Here is a 16,624-nt window from a genome sequence, read left to right as displayed (position 1 = left end):
GCAACCCCGATCTCAGTGGAGATCAGGAACCGGATCTCCACTGAAATCGGGGTGCGGGGTCAGCCGTGGGCGGCGCCCGCCTCGGTGGCGACGTGCAGCTGCGCGCCGCGCCGGCCGGAGAACCAGTCGTTGATGCGGGTGGCGATGTCGCCCTCGGTCAAGCCGAGGTCGGCCAGCACCTCCTCGCGGGAGGAGTGCTGGAGGAAGTCGTTGGGCACCGCCAGGTCGCGCAGCGGCACGTCCAGCTCGGCGTCGCGCAGCGCGGCGGCCAGCGACGAGCCGAACCCGCCGTGCCGTCCGCAGTCCTCCAGCGAGACCACCAGCCGGTGCTCGGCGGCCATCTCCACGACCTTCGACGGCACCGGGACGACCCAGCGCGGGTCGACCACGGTCACGCCGACGCCGGTCGCGGCCAGCCGCTCGGCTGCGGCCACGGCGAGCTTGCCGAACGCGCCGACGGCCACCAGCAGCACGTCCTTGCGCTCATCGGCGCGCAGCACGTCGATCCCGCCGACGCGCTCCACGGACGGGACCTCTTCGATCACCGAACCCTTGGAGAAGCGCAGCACGGTCGGCCCGTCGTCGACGGCGACGGCCTCGCGCAGCTCCTCGCGCAGCGTCACCGCGTCGCGCGGAGCCGCCACCTGGATGCCCGGGATCAGACCGAGGATCGACAGGTCCCACATGCCGTTGTGGCTGGCACCGTCGTCGCCGGTGATGCCGGAGCGGTCGAGCGTCACGGTGACCGGCTGCTTGTGCAGGGCGACGTCCATCAGCAGCTGGTCGAACGCCCGGTTCAGGAACGTCGAGTAGACCGCGAACACCGGGTGCAGGCCGCCCATGGCCAGACCGGCGGCGGAGGTCATGCCGTGCTGCTCGGCGATGCCCACGTCGAAGCAGCGCTCCGGGTAGGCCTCGGCGAACTTCTTCAGCCCGGTCGGCCCCAGCATCGCGGCGGTGATCGCCACGACGTCGGAGCGCTCGGCGCCGATGCCGACCAGCTCGTCGGCGTAGACGTCGGTCCAGCTCTTCGGCGCGGGCTTCTTCGGCAGGCCGGTCTCCGGGTCGATGACCTTGACCTGGTGCATCTGCTCGGCCTCGTCGTTCTCGGCCGGGGCGAAGCCGTTGCCCTTGCGGGTCACGGCGTGCACGATCACGGGTCCGCCGAAGGACTTGGCCATCTGCAGCGCGTACTCCATCGCGCGCATGTCGTGGCCGTCCACCGGGCCCAGGTACTTCAGGCCCAGGTCGGAGAACATGACCTGCGGGCTGATCGCGTCCTTGATGCCGCTCTTGGCGGCGTGCAGACCGGTGTAGAGCGAGCGGCCCACGACCGGCATCTTGCGCAGCGTGCGCTTGCCGGACTCCAGGGCCTTCTCGTAGCTCGGGTTGAGCCGCAGCGCCGCCAGGTGCTCGGCGAGACCACCGATGGTGGGCGCGTAGGAGCGACCGTTGTCGTTGACAACGATGACGACCGGGCGGTCCTGGTCGGCCGCGATGTTGTTCAGCGCCTCCCAGCACATGCCGCCGGTGAGCGCACCGTCGCCGACGACCGCCACCGCGTGCCGCTCGGCGCCGGTGACCTGGAACGAGCGGGCCAGCCCGTCGGCGTAGGACAGCGCGGTCGAGGCGTGGCTGTTCTCGACGAAGTCGTGCTCGCTCTCAGCGCGCGACGGGTAGCCGGACAGGCCGTCCCGCTTGCGCAGCTGGTCGAAGCCGTCCTGGCGGCCGGTCACGATCTTGTGCACGTACGCCTGGTGCCCGGTGTCGAACACGAGCGCGTCGTTCGGCGAGTCGAAGACCCGGTGCAGCGCGAGGGTCAGCTCCAGCGCACCCAGGTTGGGCCCCAGGTGTCCACCGGTCCGCGACACCTTCTGGATCAGGAAGTGCCTGATCTCCTCGGCCAGCTCCGCCAATTCGGCGTGCGTCAGGCGCTTGACGTCGGCCGGACTGCGCACGGACCCCAGCAGCGTCACCGTGTTCCACCTCGCTTGTCGTGCCGGTCGGTCACAATCGCAATGCCGGGGCCTGGCCGGCAACCCGGCTCCGTCTGCATAGTGCGCCCCAGTCTACGGAGGGGCCATGCGGCCACCGGGCGCGGTCGCGCACCAGCGGTGATGCTCTCCCACCTGCTCCGTCGTGCTCCCCACCTGCGGATGTGACGTCCCTGTGTGCAGCGCCACCCGAATCGCGGTCTTGCTACCTTCCGTCTGATCCAACGGGAGGCGAGATGACTGATCCGGATGGCCGCAGGGCCGAGCTCGAAGCGCGCAACGCCGCGATGCGCGAGCAGGTGAGCTCGATGCTCGAAGGGTTGCAGCGGCAGACCGCCCAGTTGCACGAGGCGCAGGCCAACGCGCTGTCCGCGACGGGTGAGGCCACCTCCGCCGACGGTCTGGTCACGGTTCGGGTCAACGCCGCGGGCATCGTCACCGACACGGCGCTGTCGGCTTCCGCGCTGCGGTCGAGCACGCCGGAAAAACTCGCCACGAGCTTCACCGAAGCGGCCCAGTCCGCGGCCCGGGACGCCCGCGCGAAGGCCGATGCCGCGGTGGCGCCGCTGCAGGAGAACGTCCCCGATCTGCCGGACCTGTTCCCCGGCGCGCCTTCGCTGTCGCAACTGATCCCGCCGGCCCCGGAACCGAGCGCCCCCTCGACTGCGTCCAAGCCCGCAGCTGAGGAGGACTGGGACGACTTCGAACCCCGGTCGCGATTCCGGAAGGACCGTTGGTGATGGGATTCGAGGTCGACCCCGAGGCGCTGCGCGGCGCCTCACCGAAGTTCGACGCGTCGTCGGACAAGCTCCAGTCCGCGCTGGACAAGCTCAACGGCGTCCTGCAGGCCGAAGGGCAGTGCTGGGGTGGTGACGAGGCGGGCCAGGAGTTCGCCAAGAACTACGTGCCCGGTTCCCAGCAGGGGACCGACGGCATGAAGGGCCTCGCCCAGGCGCTGCACCAGGTCCGCGGCGAGCTCGACGCCACCGCCCGGACCTGGGACGACGTCGACCAGGCGAACGCCGACGGCATCAAGAGCCAGGGCTGAGGGGGACGACGTGGGCATCGAGATCCCGGGCGAGGTCAGCTGGCTGTTCCCCATCGTGGTCGGCGCGAGCTGGCCCGAGGGCGACGAGACGGCGCTGCGCAGGGTCGCCGAGGCGTGGACGCAGTGCGGCGTCGACATCGAGGGCGTCATCAGCGAGACCGAGGGCGCGGTGCAGTCCGCGCTGGGCACGATGAAGGGCGACACGCACGACGCCTTCGAGAAGTTCATGAAGGACTTCTGCAACGGCGACGCCGGTCACCTGCCGGAGATGAAGAAGCTCTGCGAGGCCCTCGGCGAGGGAGCCGACAACGCGGCGCTGGAGATCGAGTACACCAAGTACAGCATCATCGCCGCGCTGGTCATCCTGGCCGCGCAGATCGCCGCGATGATCGCCTCGGCGGTGGCGACCTTCGGCGCTAGCACGGCGGGCATCCCGATCGCCCAGGCGGCGACGCAGTTGACGGTGCGGACGTTCTTCCAGCAGCTGCTGACCAAGATCGGCCAGCAGATCCTGCTGAACGTGGCGATCAACGTCGGCGTGGACGGGGCCATCCAGGGCATCCAGTTCGCCAAGGGCGACCGGCAGAGCTGGGACTGGTCCAACACCGGCAACGCGGCGGTGTCGGGTGTCGCGGCGGGTCTGGCCGGCGGTCTCGTCGACGGCATGGCAACCGGCCTCAGCCAGCATGTGGGCAGGGACCTGATGGGCAATGCAACCAAGAACTTCACCGAGGCGGCGGCCTACGGTGCGGCCAGAGGCTCGATCTCGGGCGTTCTTGGAAACAGCACCAACCAGATTCTGCACGGCGAGATGCCCGGGCCGAACGACATTACCTCGGGCGCGATTTCCGGCGGTATCGCTGGCGCGTCCGGCGGCATGCAGAGCCGACACGAAGGGCTCAACACCACTTGGGAAGGCAACGGGAGTGGCCCGACCTCAGATGGCAATGGTGAGTGGGTTTCGGGCTCGAACACGCAGGGGTGGCGGTTCGAGACCGAGGACGGTGCCGTCGCCGGAGCCAATGTCGACAACCCCTACAGCAACAATTTCAACTCCGGAAACGTCGGTCAGCAGGCCAACTTCGAGGGCGGGCCGAACAACGTCAACAACAACTCCTACGGAGATGTCGACGCCCCGAAACAGCAGGCGCCGGAGAACTTGGACCTGCCGGAGGGCCCAAACCGATGATCTCGGTGTTGGGTCACTCCCACAGGAACATCAGCTCCAGGGACGCCAGCCGGAGATCGGGGCGACCTCGGGTCGCGGGTCGCCCCACGGCGGGCTGTTCGGCGGCAGCGACTGCAGTTCGGCGTGGCCGAGCCGGGTGCGCTGCCGCAGCCAGCCGACCACGAAGAAGCCGCCGATGAGCAGCATCACCGCGGTGGCGAGCCACGTGCTCGGGGCCGTGCCGCCACCGGCGATCTGCATCGTGAGCAGCATCAGGCCGAGCACGCCGGCCCCGAAGCCGACGATCGGGCGGAACACGCGGTAGGACTGGGACTTCTTGCCGTTGCGGAAGGTCGTCGTCTGGGCCGTGGCCCACTTGCGCAGCGCGTGCCAGGAGCCGAGGTCCTGCGGCCCGGTCCGCTGCGACCAGGCGGCGGACTGCCGCCTGCGCAGGATCGCGGCGACCAGTCGCGGGTCCTCGACGTTGACGATCCACTGCTGCTCGCCCGCGACGACCCGCACGGCCGGTCCTTCGGACAGCCGGACGGCCATCGCGCCCGGCAGCGGCCACGAATCACCGGCGACGATCTCGCCGGGCTGGGCCAGCTCGACCTCGGAGAGCGGGATCGCCTGGTCGACGTTCCCGCCACCGGCCATGCGCTTGAGCGCCAGCACGGCCCGATCGCGCTCGATCCACAGGCGCGCGGATTGGTGGCGATAGATCTCGAAGCCGACCTCGACGTCGATCTCCGCCAGGTCGAAACCCGGTGCGGTGAAACGCTCGTGCGCGACGCGGGCCAGCAGCGGGCAGGCGATCACGGCGACGAGCGCGACCAGTCCGACCGGAGCCAGCGCGAGGTTGACGTAGGCCGCGGAGAGCGCGGCGAGCAGCGCCCACCCGCCCCAGCGCCTGGGCGTGCGCGCGTCGGCCAGCCACGCCGCGGTCGCCACGGCGATGCCGACCAGGCCCGCGATGCCGGCGCCGGGTTCCAGGCCGCGCATGCCCCAGACCACGAAACCGAGCGGGATCACCACGACCGCTGCGGCACCGATGCCGAAGGCCTGCGCGCGGCGACCGGGGACGGACTCTGGAGCAGCGCTCGGCTGCCCGGCGACCGGGGCGACCTCGGTTCCGGTCTCCGGCGGCGCGGGGAGGACCTCGGGGATGTGCTCGTGAGCCGTCACGTCCAGTCCTCGATCCGTGCCGGTTCTGAGCCATGCAGCGCGGCTCGTGCGCGGATGAGCTCGGCGAGCTCCGGATCCGCCGGAAGAAGCTGTGTGTCGGTGCGCGTGCGGATCTCGACGATGTCGCCATCCGGCAGGGAAGCTTCCCTGCCATCAGCAAGCCTCGCCCAGGAACCGTCCCCGGGCCGGTTGGGCCGGACGCCGATCTCGGTGATGTCCCCGAGCTTGATGTCCTTCGTGGACGCCCGGTTGGCCGGGCGCCCAGCAGCCGTGCGGACTGACAGACGTAGTGAGTCTCCCGTGATCTTGACGGAGTCCTCACCGTCGCCTTGCGGGGACCGAAGTCCCTTCACCAGCACGAACTCGCTACCACCGATCTCCCTCAACGGCTCGGCCACAATCGCCCGTCGAGCCATGAACGTCGCCAGCGTCGGAACGGAGAACCCGATGATCAGCCCACCGACCCGGCCCCACCAGGGGACGTCGGTCGCCACAACCGTCATCACCATCAGCGCGACAGCTTCGAAAACCCCGACGAAGATCCCGAGGAAGATCCAGAAGTCCGGCTTGAGCCTCCAGTCGATGCCATCGGCACCCACCTTGACCATCCGCGTCGCCAACACGAGGGGCACCACGGCGAGCACGACGACAATTCCGTGGGAGAAGAGCACGTCCGGCGTATCTCGCGTGTTCAGGGGCGCCACCCAAGGCAAGGCCGACCAGTGCGTGGCAACGGACGCCGCAGCCGCCACCACGCTCATCACGGCCGATGCAACGCACCAGAACACTGCGAACCGCAGCCACGATCGTGCCCTCGTCCAGCGCCGTCCGACGACGTCGGACATGCGCGGGTCCACCCGTCCTGGCACCTCACCGAACACCCGGCCACCTCCTCCAGCCGCGGCAACCCTAGCGGCAGCCGACCGCTGAACTCAGCCCCACTGGCCCATGCGCTCAACTGCGGTGAATCTGCTCCAACCCCAGTGGTGGCGCAGGCGGCAGCAGAGTGCCATCGCTCGCCCTGAACGACTGGAGCAGGTAGCCGACGAGCCGCCGGGACGCAGCGGCCGCGAGCTTCTGCTCCCCCACGCCTTCCGCGACACCGCCGTTGGCGAGCAGCAGCAGGGTGATGTCCTCGGGGGCGAAATCCGCCCGCAGCTTCCCGGTTTCCTGGGCGCGCCGCACGAGCTCGGCGATGTCCTCCTCGGCCCGGCGGCGCTCGCGCTCGTGGTCGACGGCGTCGGGGAACTCCGACAGGAAGGCGGCCGTGAAACCCCGGTCGGCCACCTGCATCGCGCACACCTTCTCGATCACCGCGCAGAGCCCGCGCCACGGGTCGGGGTCGGCGAGCGCGTCGTCGAGCACCGCGACGCACGCGGCGAGCTGCTCGGCGAACGCCTCGGTGACCAGCGCCGAACGCGTCGGGAAGTGCCGGTAGAGCGTGGCGGGACCGACTCCGGCGCGGCGAGCGATCGCGGTGATCGGCACGTCGATCCCCTGCGCGGTGAACGCCGCGCGAGCCGCGGCGAGGATCTGCTCCCGGTTGTGCCTGGCGTCGGAGCGCTGGGGCTTCGTCGGTGCCATCTGAGGGTCCTGAGCAGGCATGTCTCTCACTTTACGGAAAACGGAAGGGGTCGACCGTTTATCTCGTTAGCGTGGGAGAACCGCCTCCCCAGCCCCCGGAAGGAACCTTCGTGACCGACATGCGCGCTGCCCTCTACGACCGCTTCGGCGCACCCGACGTGCTCTACGTCGGCGCGGTGCCCGCACCCGAGATCGCCCCCGACCAGGTGCTGGTTCGCGTCCGCACCACCAGCGTCAACGGAGGTGAGCTCGCAGCCCGGGCGGGCAAGGTGCGCCTGGTGACCGGACGCCGGTTCCCGCAGCGCCTCGGGATCGACTTCGTCGGCGAGGTCACCGAGGTGGGTTCCTCGGTCACCGGCATCGCTCCGGGACGCCGGGTGTGGGGCGTGCTGGGGCGCAGCCTCGGCGCCGCCGCCGACTACGTCGCGGTCCACCCCCGCAAGATCGCACCGGCACCGGCGAACCTCTCCGACGCCGAAGCCGTCTCGCTGCTCGCCGGCGGCACGACCGCCATGACCGCCCTGCGCGACAAGGCACGCCTCCAGCCGGGAGAACGTCTCCTGGTGCGCGGCGGCAGCGGTGGTGTCGGCAGCGTCGCCGTGCAGATCGGCGCACTGCTCGGCGCCCGCGTCACCGCGCTCGCCGGGGCCGGGAACCTCGACTTCGTGCGCGACCTCGGCGCCGCCGAAGCGCTCGACCACCGCACCCACCGGCCGTCCGACCTCGGCCGCTACGACGTCGTCCTGGACACCGTCGGGACCGAGCAGCGGGCCTACCGGCGGTTGCTCGCGCCGGGCGGACGCATGGTGGCCATCGCCTTCGACCTCGACCGGATCGGAGCGAGCCTCGGCTACATCGCGGGCTCGGCCGTCCACGGCGCGCAGCGCGTCCGCTTCTTCAGCGGCAACCCGACGACCTCCCAGCTCGCCGAGCTCGCGCGCCACGCCGAGGCCGGTTCGATCCGCCCGGTCGTCGACACCCTCCGGCCGTTCGACGAGATCGCCGACGCCCACCGCGCCTTGGAGGCCGGCGGCGTCCGAGGCAAGCACGTCCTCCAGCTCACCTGAACCCCCAGCGGCCACCACTACCCGGATTACCGCAGTAGTCGGAGACCTGATTACGGCAGTAATCCGTGACCTGAACACGGCCGTAATCCGTGTCCCGAACACGGCCGTAATCGGGTCACCAGAGCACGGCCGTCACACCGTTACCCCGAATACCGCCGTGATCCGTGACCTGATTACGGCGGTGATCCGTGGGGTGAGTGCGGCGGTGGTCCGTGTTGATTTCGCTGGTCAGGCGTTCTTCGGGGTGGGTTCGAGGACGGCGACGCACTCCACGTGGTGGGTCATCGGGAACGCGTCGAACGCCTCCAGGTCGACCATCCGGTAGCCGTTCTCGGCGTACAGCGAGACGTCGCGGGCCAGGGCCGCCGGGTCGCAGGCGACGTGCACGACGCGAGACGGCTCGCGGGCCGCGATCGCCTCCACCACCTGCCGACCCGCGCCCTTGCGGGGCGGGTCGAGGACGACGACGTCCGGTGCTCGCAGGTCCTCGTCGGTGAGGACGCGCTCCACCGTTCCCGCGCGGAACGCCACCTGCGGCTGGTCGCGGAGGTTGGACACCGCGTCCTCCACCGCGCCGCGCGAGGACTCCACCAGCAGCACCGAACCGGTCGGGCCGACCTGCTCGGCGAGGTCCGCGGCGAACAGGCCCACACCGCCGTAGAGGTCCCAGGCCACGCCACCGGGGGGAGCGGCGGCGAAGCGGGCCACGACCTCGGTGAAGGTCTCCGGCGCGGCCTTGTGGACCTGCCAGAAGCCCTGCGCGCCGACGTCGAACCGACGCCCCCGCACCGTCTCGTGCGCCACGCCGCTACCCGCCACCTGGCGAGCGACACCCTGCTGGCGGCCGCGCCGCTGCGGCTTGCGGTCCACGGCGGTGACGTGCAGTTCACCCTCACCGTCGGCGGCCACGGTCAGCTCCGCACCCGGTCGCCAGCGGCGCTCGGCGAGCTCCTCCACGGCGCCTTCGACGGTGATCGGGCAGTCGGCCACCGGGATCACCCGGTGGCTGCGGCTCGGCCGGAAACCGGCGTTGCCCTTGCGGTCGACCGCCAGCCGCGCGCGGGTGCGCCAGCGCAGCAGCCCGCCCGGCAGCTCCTGAACGCGCACCGGCCAGTCCAGGCCCGCGATGCGCTGCAACTGCTCGGTGACCACCGCGGCCTTGAGCTCGCGCTGCGTCTCGCCGTCGGCGTGCTGGAAGTCGCAGCCGCCGCAGCGGTCCTTGCCCAGCGCCGCGTCGGCCAGCGGGCACGGCGGGATGACCCGGCCCGGAGCGGCCTCGCGCACCTCGACGGCGTCCGCGCGGCAGAAACCGCCACCGTTGTCCTCGGTGACCTCGACGGTCACGGTCTCCCCCGGCAGGGCGTGGCGGACGAACACCACGCGGCCCTCGTACCTGGCCACGCAGTGGCCTCCGTGGGCCACCGGGCCGACTTCGACCTCCAGCCGCCTACCGGTCCAATCCGGCTTTTCGGTCACCGTTCACCTTTCCATTGCTCCCCAGACCCCGACGCGTCGCGCCGGGCATCGAGGTGATCCGCTGTGCTCGCACCTTCGTCGACGACGCCAGCTGCCACGGCACGCTGGTGACCATCACTCCCGGCTGGAACAACAGCCTGCTCTTGAGGCGCAGCGCGCTCTGGTTGTGCAGCAGCTGCTCCCACCAGTGTCCGACGACGTACTCGGGGATGAACACCGTGACCACGTCGCGCGGGCTGTCCCGCCGGATCCGCTTGACGTACTCCAGCACCGGTCGGGTGATCTCCCGGTACGGCGATTCGAGGACCTTCAGGGGCAGCGGCAGGTTCAGCTTCTCCCACTCGGCGGTCAACGTCCGGGTGTCCTCCTCGTCGACGTTGACGGTGACACCTTCCAGCTCGTCCGGCCGGGTGGCGCGGGCGTAGGCGATGGCACGCATCGTCGGCAGGTGCAGCTTGGAGACCAGCACCAGCGCGTGGTTGCGCGAGGGCAGGACCGCGTCGGTCTCGGATTCCTGCAGCTCGTCGGCCACCCGGTCGTAGTGCTTGCGGATCGCCGTCATCAGCACGTAGATGGCCGCCATCGCCGCGATCGCGATCCAGGCGCCGTGGGTGAACTTCGTGATCAGCACGATGATCAGCACGCTGGCGGTCATGAACAGGCCGAAGGCGTTGGTCGCCTGCGCCCGGCGCATCCTGCGCCGCGCCATCGGGTCGGTCTCGTGCAGCAGCAGCCGGTTCCAGTGCCGGATCATGCCGCTCTGGCTGAGCACGAACGCGACGAACACGCCCACGATGTAGAGCTGGATCAGCCGCGTCACCTCGGCCTCGAAGGCGAACACCAGGATGATCGCACTGAAGGCCAGGAACAGGATGCCGTTGGAGAACGCCAGCCGGTCGCCTCGGGTGTGCAGCTGGCGTGGCAGGAAGCGGTCCTGAGCCAGGATCGAGCCCAGCACCGGGAAACCGTTGAACGCGGTGTTGGCGGCCAGCACCAGGATCAGCCCGGTGAAGAACACCAGGTACCAGACCCCGAGCGGGAACCCGGTGAACACCGCGCCGGCCAGCTGCGCGATGAGCGTCTTCTGCTCATAGCCCTCGGGAGCGCCGATGAGCTGGTGCGCGGGGTCCTCGGCGACGACGGCACCGGTGACGCGGGCCAGCATGATCAGGCCCAGGAACATCAGGATCGCCAGCCCTCCCATCATCGCCAGCGTGGTCGCGGCGTTGCGGGACTTGGGCTTGCGGAAGGCCGGAACGCCGTTGCTGATCGCCTCGACACCGGTCAGCGCGGCGCTACCGGAGGAGAAGGCCCGCAGGATCAGGAACGCGAACGCCACACCGGCGTACTGGCTCTCCTCCTGCGCCAGCTGGAACCCGGCGCTCTCGGCGCGCAGGTCGGAGCCCAGCACGACGGTTTGGAAGAAGCCCCAGCAGATCATGCCCAGCACGCCGATCACGAACGCGTAGGTGGGGATCGCGAACAAGGTGCCCGACTCGCGGATCCCGCGCAGGTTCAACGCGGTCAGCAGCACGATCGCCCCGACGGCGAACAGCACCTTGTGCTCGGCGACGAACGGGATGACCGAACCGATGTTCGCCGCGGCCGAGGAGATCGACACCGCGACGGTGAGGATGTAGTCGACGAGCAGCGCGCTGGCCACCATCAGCCCCCAGCGCCGACCGTGGTTGACCGTGGCGACCTCGTAGTCACCGCCGCCGGAGGGGTAGGCGTGCACGTTCTGCCGGTAGGACGCCACCACCGCGATCATCACCAGCGCGACCAGGACACCGATCCACGGGCTGATGGCGAAGGCCGACACGCCCGCCACCGACAGCACCAGCAGGATCTCCTCCGGCGCGTAGGCGACGCTGGACATCGGGTCGGAGGCGAAGACCGGGAGCGCGATCCGCTTGGGCAGCAGCGTGTGCGAGAGGCGATCGCTGCGGAACGGCCGACCGACGATCAGCCGCTTCGCCGCGGTTGCGAGCTTGGACACGGTGCAGAGCGTAAGCGGTGGGGCGCGGGTACCGGTGAATGCGGGGCTTTCGAATTGCTCTCAGGTCACATCCGGGGTGGCGTGGTGCCCCTCGGAGGGACTCACCCGGTACGGTGCACCAGCCCGTTTCCGGACGGCCGCGGCGGTCACCGAACCGCCCCCGCCCGGGTACGGTCAGCGGCGACGAGCGGCGTCGTCCGCAGCAGCTGTTCCAGTGCGCTCAACACGCAGCGAGGAGACAAGGTCGTGCACGTCGTGATCATGGGCTGCGGCCGGGTCGGGGCCTCCCTGGCCGCCGCGCTGCAACGGCTCGATCACACCGTGGCCGTGGTGGACAAGGACCCGCAGGCGTTCCACCGCCTGGGCCGGGACTTCCGCGGTCAGCAGGTCACGGGCAACGGCTTCGACCGGGACATCCTGGAAGAAGCGGGGATCGAGCAGGCCAGCGCCTTCGCCGCGGTGTCCAACGGGGACAACTCCAACATCGTCTCGGCCAGGGTGGCGCGGGAGACCTTCGGCGTGGCGCACGTCGTGGCCCGCATCTACGACCCCAAGCGAGCCGAGGTCTACCAACGGCTCGGCATCCCGACCGTGGCCACCGTGCCGTGGACGACGGACCGCTTCCTGCGGATGCTGCTGCCGGAGGGCGTGGCCACCGCGTGGCGGGAGCCGTCCGGTGCCGTCGCCGTGCTGCAGCTCCCGCTGCACGAGAGCTGGATCGGGCGCAAGGTCTCCGAGGTGGAGTCGGCGACCGGCGCGCGGGTCGCGTTCATCATGCGGTTCGGCAACGGGGTGCTGCCCGACCGCAAGACCGTGATCCAGGCCGACGACCTCGTCTACGTCGCAGCGCTGTCCGGAACCGTCACCGACGTCACCGCGGCTGCTCGCCGCACACCCGAGGAGAGCGAGTAATGCGAATCGCGATCGCGGGAGCCGGCGCGGTCGGCCAGTCCATCGCGCGGGAGCTGCTCGAAGGCGAGCACGAGGTGCTGCTCATCGAGCGCAGCACCGGCAACTACCACCCCAGGCGCATCCCGGGCGCGGAGTGGATGCTCGCCGACGCCTGCGAGCTGGCGTCGCTGGAGGAAGCGGGACTGCAGTCCTGCGACGTGGTCATCGCGGCCACCGGCGACGACAAGGTCAACCTCGTGGTCTCGCTGCTGTCCAAGACCGAGTTCGCGGTGCGCCGCGTCGTGGCCCGGGTCAACGACCCGCGCAACGAGTGGCTGTTCACCGACGCCTGGGGCGTGGACGTCGCGGTCTCCACGCCGCGGATGCTGGCCGCGATGGTGGAGGAAGCCGTCAACGTGGGCGACCTGGTGCGCCTGATGACGCTGCGCCAGGGCCAGGCCAACCTCGTCGAGGTGACGCTGCCGGAGTCGACCCCGCTGGCCGGGCGCCGGGTCCGCGACCTCAAGCTGCCCGTCGACGCGGCGCTGGTGAGCATCCTGCGCGGCGGCCGGGTCATCGTGCCCCAGGCCGACGACCCGCTCGAAGCCGGCGACGAGATGCTGTTCGTGGCCACCAGCAACGTCGAGAACGAGATCCGCGCGGTCATCCACGACCACGCGGAATGACGAACGGGGCGGTTCCCTGTGGAACCGCCCCGCACCACGTCGAGCGCGCTAGGCGGCGGCGACCGCCGCCTCTTCGGCGACCTTCTTGGCCCTGCGGATCGCCCAGACCGTCACGACCAGCGCGATGCCGGTCAGCGGGTAGCCCATGGCGATGCGGGCGAAGGCCAGCCAGCCGGTCTGGTCGTTGTCGTAGAGCCACTGCTGCACCACGTACTTGGCGCCGAACACCGCCGCCCAGGACAGCGTGGCGATGTCGTAGGCGCGCATCGCGCGGCGCTGCTTGCGCCACTCCATGCCCAGGCCGTTGAGGGTCGACCAGACCACTCCGACCAGCGGCCAGCGCGCGGCCACCGACACCAGGAACACCCCGCCGTAGATCAGGCTGGTCCAGATGCCGAGCAGGAAGAAGCCCTTGGTCTCGCCGGAGCGGTAGGCGATGAACGAGCACACCGCCACGCCCAGCACACCGGAGATCGCCGGTTGCAGCGGCTCCTTGCGCACCAGGCGGAAGATCGCGATGCCCACCGCGACACCGATCGAGGCCCAGATCGCGGGCATCATCGAGGTGAACGAGCTGACCACCACGAACACGACGATCGGCACAGCGGAGTACGCGAGCCCGCTGACACCGCCCATCTGCTCCAGCAGGGTCTGCTCGGAAACACCGGCCTTGCCCGCGGGCTGCCGGTCATCGTCGGTCTGCCGGGCGTTGAGCCCGGCAGCCGATGCGTCATGTTCGCTCATGCGGTGTTCTGCAACTCGTAGTAGGGGTTGTACAGCACCTTGCGACCGTCACGGACTGCGATCCGGCCACGGGCCTTGACGATACGGCCCGGCTCGATTCCCACGATGCGCCTGCGCCCGAGCCACACGAGAGTCACCCCTTCGGTGCCGTCGTAGAGCTCGGCCTCCAGGGTCGGCGCGGAAGTCTTGGGGCAGAGCTCGACGCTGCGAACCCGGCCCAGCACCACGGCTTCCTGCCCGCACTGGCAATCGCTGGCGCGCTGCGCGCCTCCCGCCTGCGACCGGTCTGACAGGTCGTCGGCGTCAAGTTCGGCGACATCGCTGGTCAGGCTCCGCACGAGGCGCTTCCAGTAGCCGCCTTCGGTCTTGCTCATCTAGCGCTCCTGTGCGCCTCGGGGCTCGACTTCGCAGCCCGTGCACCTCCCAGCCTAACCGCCTGCGCGGGCCGAATCCCACGCCCGGCGGGATGAAGACACCGCACCGGAGCCCGCCGTTCGTCTCACCCGTTCGGCGCAGGGGTGGGGCCGTCGAGCTCCCCACCCCGCGCCGGCCTCAGACCTGGCCGTTGGGCGCCTCGGTCTGCTGCGTCTGCGCCTGCTGGATGTGGCGGAGGATCGCCTCGGGGAGCTCGATGGGCAGCGGCGTGCGCACCGGCATCGGCTCGGAGCCGCGGACCACGACCGTGTCGTCCAGGACGCCGTAGAGCAGCCGAGCGCATTCCTTGGCGGACTCCGCCGGGCCCGCCGCCACACCGCGCAGCAGCCAGCGCGGACCGTCGACGCCGACGAACCGCAACGCCGCCTTCGGCGAGTCGGCCACCAGCTCGACGCCCCAGTCGCCCTGCTCGGTGTGCACCCGCGCGCCGTCCTTGCGGAGCTGGTCGGCCAGTTCGTTGCCGACCTCCTCCCACAGCCCGCCGCTGCGCGGCGCCGCGAAGGCGCTCACGGTCAGCCTGCCGACCGGGGTCACCAGGTGCACCGCGCGCACCGGCCCGGAGGGGTCGACCTCGACCTGCAGCTGGCCTCCCTCGGGCACCGGAACCCGCACCGAACCGAGGTCGAGCCGCTCCACCCCGGAATCGGGTGCCTCGCTCTCGTCGTACGGTCCCTGCGAGGGAACCTGCTCCGCCGCCTCGGCCTGTTCCTCGACGGCCGCGTCGCGCTTGGACTTCCCCCGGCCCCTTCTGAACATCCCCTCAGACCTCCGTCCTGTGACCGGCCTCGGTGGTTCCCGACGCCGTCAGCACCTCATGACCACCTGTGGAGCCATGCCCACCGGTACCGCGCAACGACTCGGGCAGCTCGTCGACCTCGGTGAACACGGCGTGCTCGACCTTCTGCACGACGAGCTGGGCGATCCGGTCACCTCGTCGCAGCGACACCGGCTGCACACGATCATGATTGATCAGGCAGACCTTGATCTCACCGCGGTACCCGGAATCGATCGTGCCGGGCGTGTTGACCACGCTGAGCCCGGTCTTGGCGGCGAGCCCCGAGCGAGGGTGGACGAAGCCCGCGTAGCCCTCCGGAAGCGCCACGGCGACTCCGGTGCCCACCAGCGCGCGTTCGCCCGGTTCGAGAACCACATCCCTGGTGGTTACCAGATCGGCACCGGCATCCCCGGGTTTGGCGTATTCGGGAAGCGGTACACCGGGGTCGGTTCGGGTAAGCAGGACCTTCACGTTCGACACGGGCGGCGAGACTACCCTGAATGCGTGTCGGAAAGCGTAGAAGCAGCCACCACGAGCGGGGACACCCCCGGTCAGGCGAATTCGGAGGGGCAGGCGGTGTTCCGCGAACGTCTGTACGCGTCGCGGTGGACCTGGCCGTTGCCGCTGGTCGCAGCGGTCTTGATGGCCGCTCAGGTGCACATGGGCTACCCGGGCGTGCGGGCGTGGCTGCCCTACGTCGTGCTGGTCCCGCTGGCGGTCGTCGTGCCGCTGTGGCTGGGCAGGCTCAAGGTCGAGGTCGTCGACGACGAGCTGTGGGTCGGCGACGCCCACCTGCCGCTCCGGTTCATCGACGAGGTCGAGGTCATCTCCCCCGCCGAGCAGCGGCGTTCCCTGGGCCCGGACCTGGACCCCGCGGCGTTCCTGGTGCATCGCTCCTGGGTGCGCACCTCCGTGCGCATCTGGCTCGACGACCCGGACGACCCCACTCCGTACTGGGTGGTCAGCACCCGCAAGCCGGAACGGCTCAAGGCCGTCCTGCTCCGCGAGCGGTGACAGAACCCGGTCTCGCGAGGCGTTCGAGGGTCCGCCACCCGGACCGCCGAGCGAAGAGACCACTCTCAATTCTTCCCAGGAAAAACACTGGGCACACGCCGCCCGCGTGTGCCCAGCCACTTCCCGTTGTAGTTCGTCGACGTGCGCCTCAGGCGGCGCAATCACGACAGATGAACTGACCGTTCTTGGTCTCGGCCAGTCGGCTGCGGTGATGGACGAGGAAGCAGCTCGAGCAGGTGAACTCGTCAGCCTGCTTCGGGAGCACCTTGACGGTCATCTCCTCACCGGACAGGTCAGCGCCCGGCAGTTCGAAATTCTCCGCGATCGCCCCTTCGTCTTCGTCGACGACGCCGGATTGCGCATCGTTGCGTCGCGCCTTCAGCTCCTCCAACGAGTCCTCCGCCAAGTCCTCGGACTCGCGGCGAGGAGCGTCGTAGTCGGTCGCCATCGTGATTCACCCCTGCGTTTGTGGAGACTGCAATGGTGTGCCGCTGGTAAACGTTCCAGGACCCGAATTTGTGCCCGATGGGACAGTGATCGCGGTCTCGCCCTGCAACG

Annotated in this window: 18 protein-coding genes; 7 read left to right on the top strand and 11 right to left on the bottom strand. The window is 70.1% G+C overall.

Annotated features, from left to right (window positions below; all coding sequences use genetic code 11):
- Positions 1–59: 59 nt before the first annotated feature.
- Positions 60–1,976 carry a 1-deoxy-D-xylulose-5-phosphate synthase gene (gene dxs / locus KBO27_RS04970; protein ID WP_210968771.1) on the bottom strand — a complete coding sequence of 639 codons (1,917 nt, stop codon included), beginning with the start codon at positions 1,974–1,976 and terminating at the stop codon, positions 60–62.
- 254 nt (positions 1,977–2,230) lie between these two features.
- On the opposite strand from dxs, the gene KBO27_RS04965 reads away from it, so the two are divergent.
- From KBO27_RS04965 to KBO27_RS04955, 3 genes are read left to right on the top strand one after another with little or no spacing between them, the layout of a single operon-like run.
- Positions 2,231–2,734 (top strand): YbaB/EbfC family nucleoid-associated protein, encoded by a 504-nt coding sequence (locus tag KBO27_RS04965; RefSeq protein WP_210968770.1) that lies wholly within the window; start codon positions 2,231–2,233, stop codon positions 2,732–2,734.
- Positions 2,734–3,042: a WXG100 family type VII secretion target gene (locus tag KBO27_RS04960; protein ID WP_132672644.1), complete on the top strand. Its 309-nt coding sequence runs from the start codon at positions 2,734–2,736 to the stop codon at positions 3,040–3,042. The genes KBO27_RS04965 and KBO27_RS04960 overlap by 1 nt, the downstream gene beginning before the upstream one ends.
- A 10-nt stretch (positions 3,043–3,052) precedes the next feature.
- Positions 3,053–4,231, top strand: a complete 1,179-nt coding sequence (locus KBO27_RS04955) for a WXG100-like domain-containing protein (protein ID WP_443705978.1) — start codon at positions 3,053–3,055, stop codon at positions 4,229–4,231.
- A 30-nt stretch (positions 4,232–4,261) separates the two neighbouring features.
- Here the strand turns inward: KBO27_RS04955 and KBO27_RS04950 are convergent, their stop codons facing one another.
- From KBO27_RS04950 to KBO27_RS04940, 3 genes are all read right to left on the bottom strand, one after another.
- On the bottom strand, positions 4,262–5,395 hold the full coding sequence (locus KBO27_RS04950) for a hypothetical protein (RefSeq protein WP_210968768.1): 1,134 nt from the start codon (positions 5,393–5,395) through the stop codon (positions 4,262–4,264).
- A complete protein-coding gene (locus tag KBO27_RS04945; protein WP_210968767.1) occupies positions 5,392–6,240 on the bottom strand; it encodes a hypothetical protein in 849 nt (282 codons plus the stop codon). Before KBO27_RS04945 ends, KBO27_RS04950 begins: the two co-directional genes overlap by 4 nt.
- A 109-nt stretch (positions 6,241–6,349) precedes the next feature.
- Positions 6,350–6,979 (bottom strand): TetR/AcrR family transcriptional regulator, encoded by a 630-nt coding sequence (locus KBO27_RS04940; RefSeq protein ID WP_210968766.1) that lies wholly within the window; start codon positions 6,977–6,979, stop codon positions 6,350–6,352.
- Positions 6,980–7,098: 119 nt separating this feature from the next.
- Between KBO27_RS04940 and KBO27_RS04935 the strand changes: the two genes are divergently transcribed.
- On the top strand, positions 7,099–8,046 hold the full coding sequence (locus KBO27_RS04935) for an NAD(P)-dependent alcohol dehydrogenase (protein WP_210969217.1): 948 nt from the start codon (positions 7,099–7,101) through the stop codon (positions 8,044–8,046).
- A 228-nt stretch (positions 8,047–8,274) separates the two neighbouring features.
- On the opposite strand, the gene KBO27_RS04930 is transcribed toward KBO27_RS04935, so the two are convergent.
- Positions 8,275–9,522: a class I SAM-dependent RNA methyltransferase gene (locus KBO27_RS04930; RefSeq protein WP_210968765.1), complete on the bottom strand. Its 1,248-nt coding sequence runs from the start codon at positions 9,520–9,522 to the stop codon at positions 8,275–8,277.
- Positions 9,494–11,521, bottom strand: a complete 2,028-nt coding sequence (locus KBO27_RS04925) for an APC family permease (RefSeq protein ID WP_210968764.1) — start codon at positions 11,519–11,521, stop codon at positions 9,494–9,496. The genes KBO27_RS04930 and KBO27_RS04925 overlap by 29 nt, the downstream gene beginning before the upstream one ends.
- 246 nt (positions 11,522–11,767) lie before the next feature.
- Here KBO27_RS04925 and KBO27_RS04920 point away from each other — a divergent pair, with 246 nt between their 5' ends.
- Together KBO27_RS04920 and KBO27_RS04915 are read left to right on the top strand one after the other, a co-directional pair.
- Positions 11,768–12,433, top strand: coding sequence for a potassium channel family protein (locus KBO27_RS04920; RefSeq protein WP_132672636.1), 666 nt, complete (start codon positions 11,768–11,770; stop codon positions 12,431–12,433).
- Complete coding sequence (locus tag KBO27_RS04915; protein ID WP_132681476.1) at positions 12,433–13,098, top strand: potassium channel family protein; 666 nt, start codon at positions 12,433–12,435, stop codon at positions 13,096–13,098. Before KBO27_RS04920 ends, KBO27_RS04915 begins: the two co-directional genes overlap by 1 nt.
- A 48-nt stretch (positions 13,099–13,146) precedes the next feature.
- On the opposite strand, the gene KBO27_RS04910 is transcribed toward KBO27_RS04915, so the two are convergent.
- From KBO27_RS04910 to dut, 4 genes are all read right to left on the bottom strand, one after another.
- Positions 13,147–13,842 (bottom strand): DUF3159 domain-containing protein, encoded by a 696-nt coding sequence (locus KBO27_RS04910; protein ID WP_210968763.1) that lies wholly within the window; start codon positions 13,840–13,842, stop codon positions 13,147–13,149.
- Entirely contained in the window at positions 13,839–14,216 is a 378-nt protein-coding gene (locus KBO27_RS04905; protein WP_132672633.1) for an OB-fold nucleic acid binding domain-containing protein, read from the bottom strand. The genes KBO27_RS04910 and KBO27_RS04905 overlap by 4 nt, the downstream gene beginning before the upstream one ends.
- 178 nt (positions 14,217–14,394) lie before the next feature.
- Entirely contained in the window at positions 14,395–15,033 is a 639-nt protein-coding gene (locus KBO27_RS04900) for a DUF3710 domain-containing protein (RefSeq protein ID WP_210968762.1), read from the bottom strand.
- 4 nt (positions 15,034–15,037) lie between these two features.
- Positions 15,038–15,532 (bottom strand): dUTP diphosphatase, encoded by a 495-nt coding sequence (dut, locus tag KBO27_RS04895; protein ID WP_210968761.1) that lies wholly within the window; start codon positions 15,530–15,532, stop codon positions 15,038–15,040.
- A 24-nt stretch (positions 15,533–15,556) separates the two neighbouring features.
- On the opposite strand from dut, the gene KBO27_RS04890 reads away from it, so the two are divergent.
- Complete coding sequence (locus tag KBO27_RS04890) at positions 15,557–16,066, top strand: DUF3093 domain-containing protein (protein WP_210968760.1); 510 nt, start codon at positions 15,557–15,559, stop codon at positions 16,064–16,066.
- Positions 16,067–16,214: 148 nt separating this feature from the next.
- Here KBO27_RS04890 and KBO27_RS04885 read toward each other — a convergent pair whose 3' ends face one another.
- On the bottom strand, positions 16,215–16,514 hold the full coding sequence (locus KBO27_RS04885; RefSeq protein ID WP_093416518.1) for a DUF4193 domain-containing protein: 300 nt from the start codon (positions 16,512–16,514) through the stop codon (positions 16,215–16,217).
- Positions 16,515–16,624 lie beyond the last annotated feature (110 nt).

It is taken from the genome of Saccharopolyspora endophytica, from assembly GCF_018070075.1.
Classification (GTDB): Bacteria; Actinomycetota; Actinomycetes; order Mycobacteriales; family Pseudonocardiaceae; genus Saccharopolyspora; species Saccharopolyspora endophytica.
The sequence above is the reverse complement of the archived record's forward strand: the minus strand, read 5'-3'. Positions and strand labels throughout refer to the sequence as shown.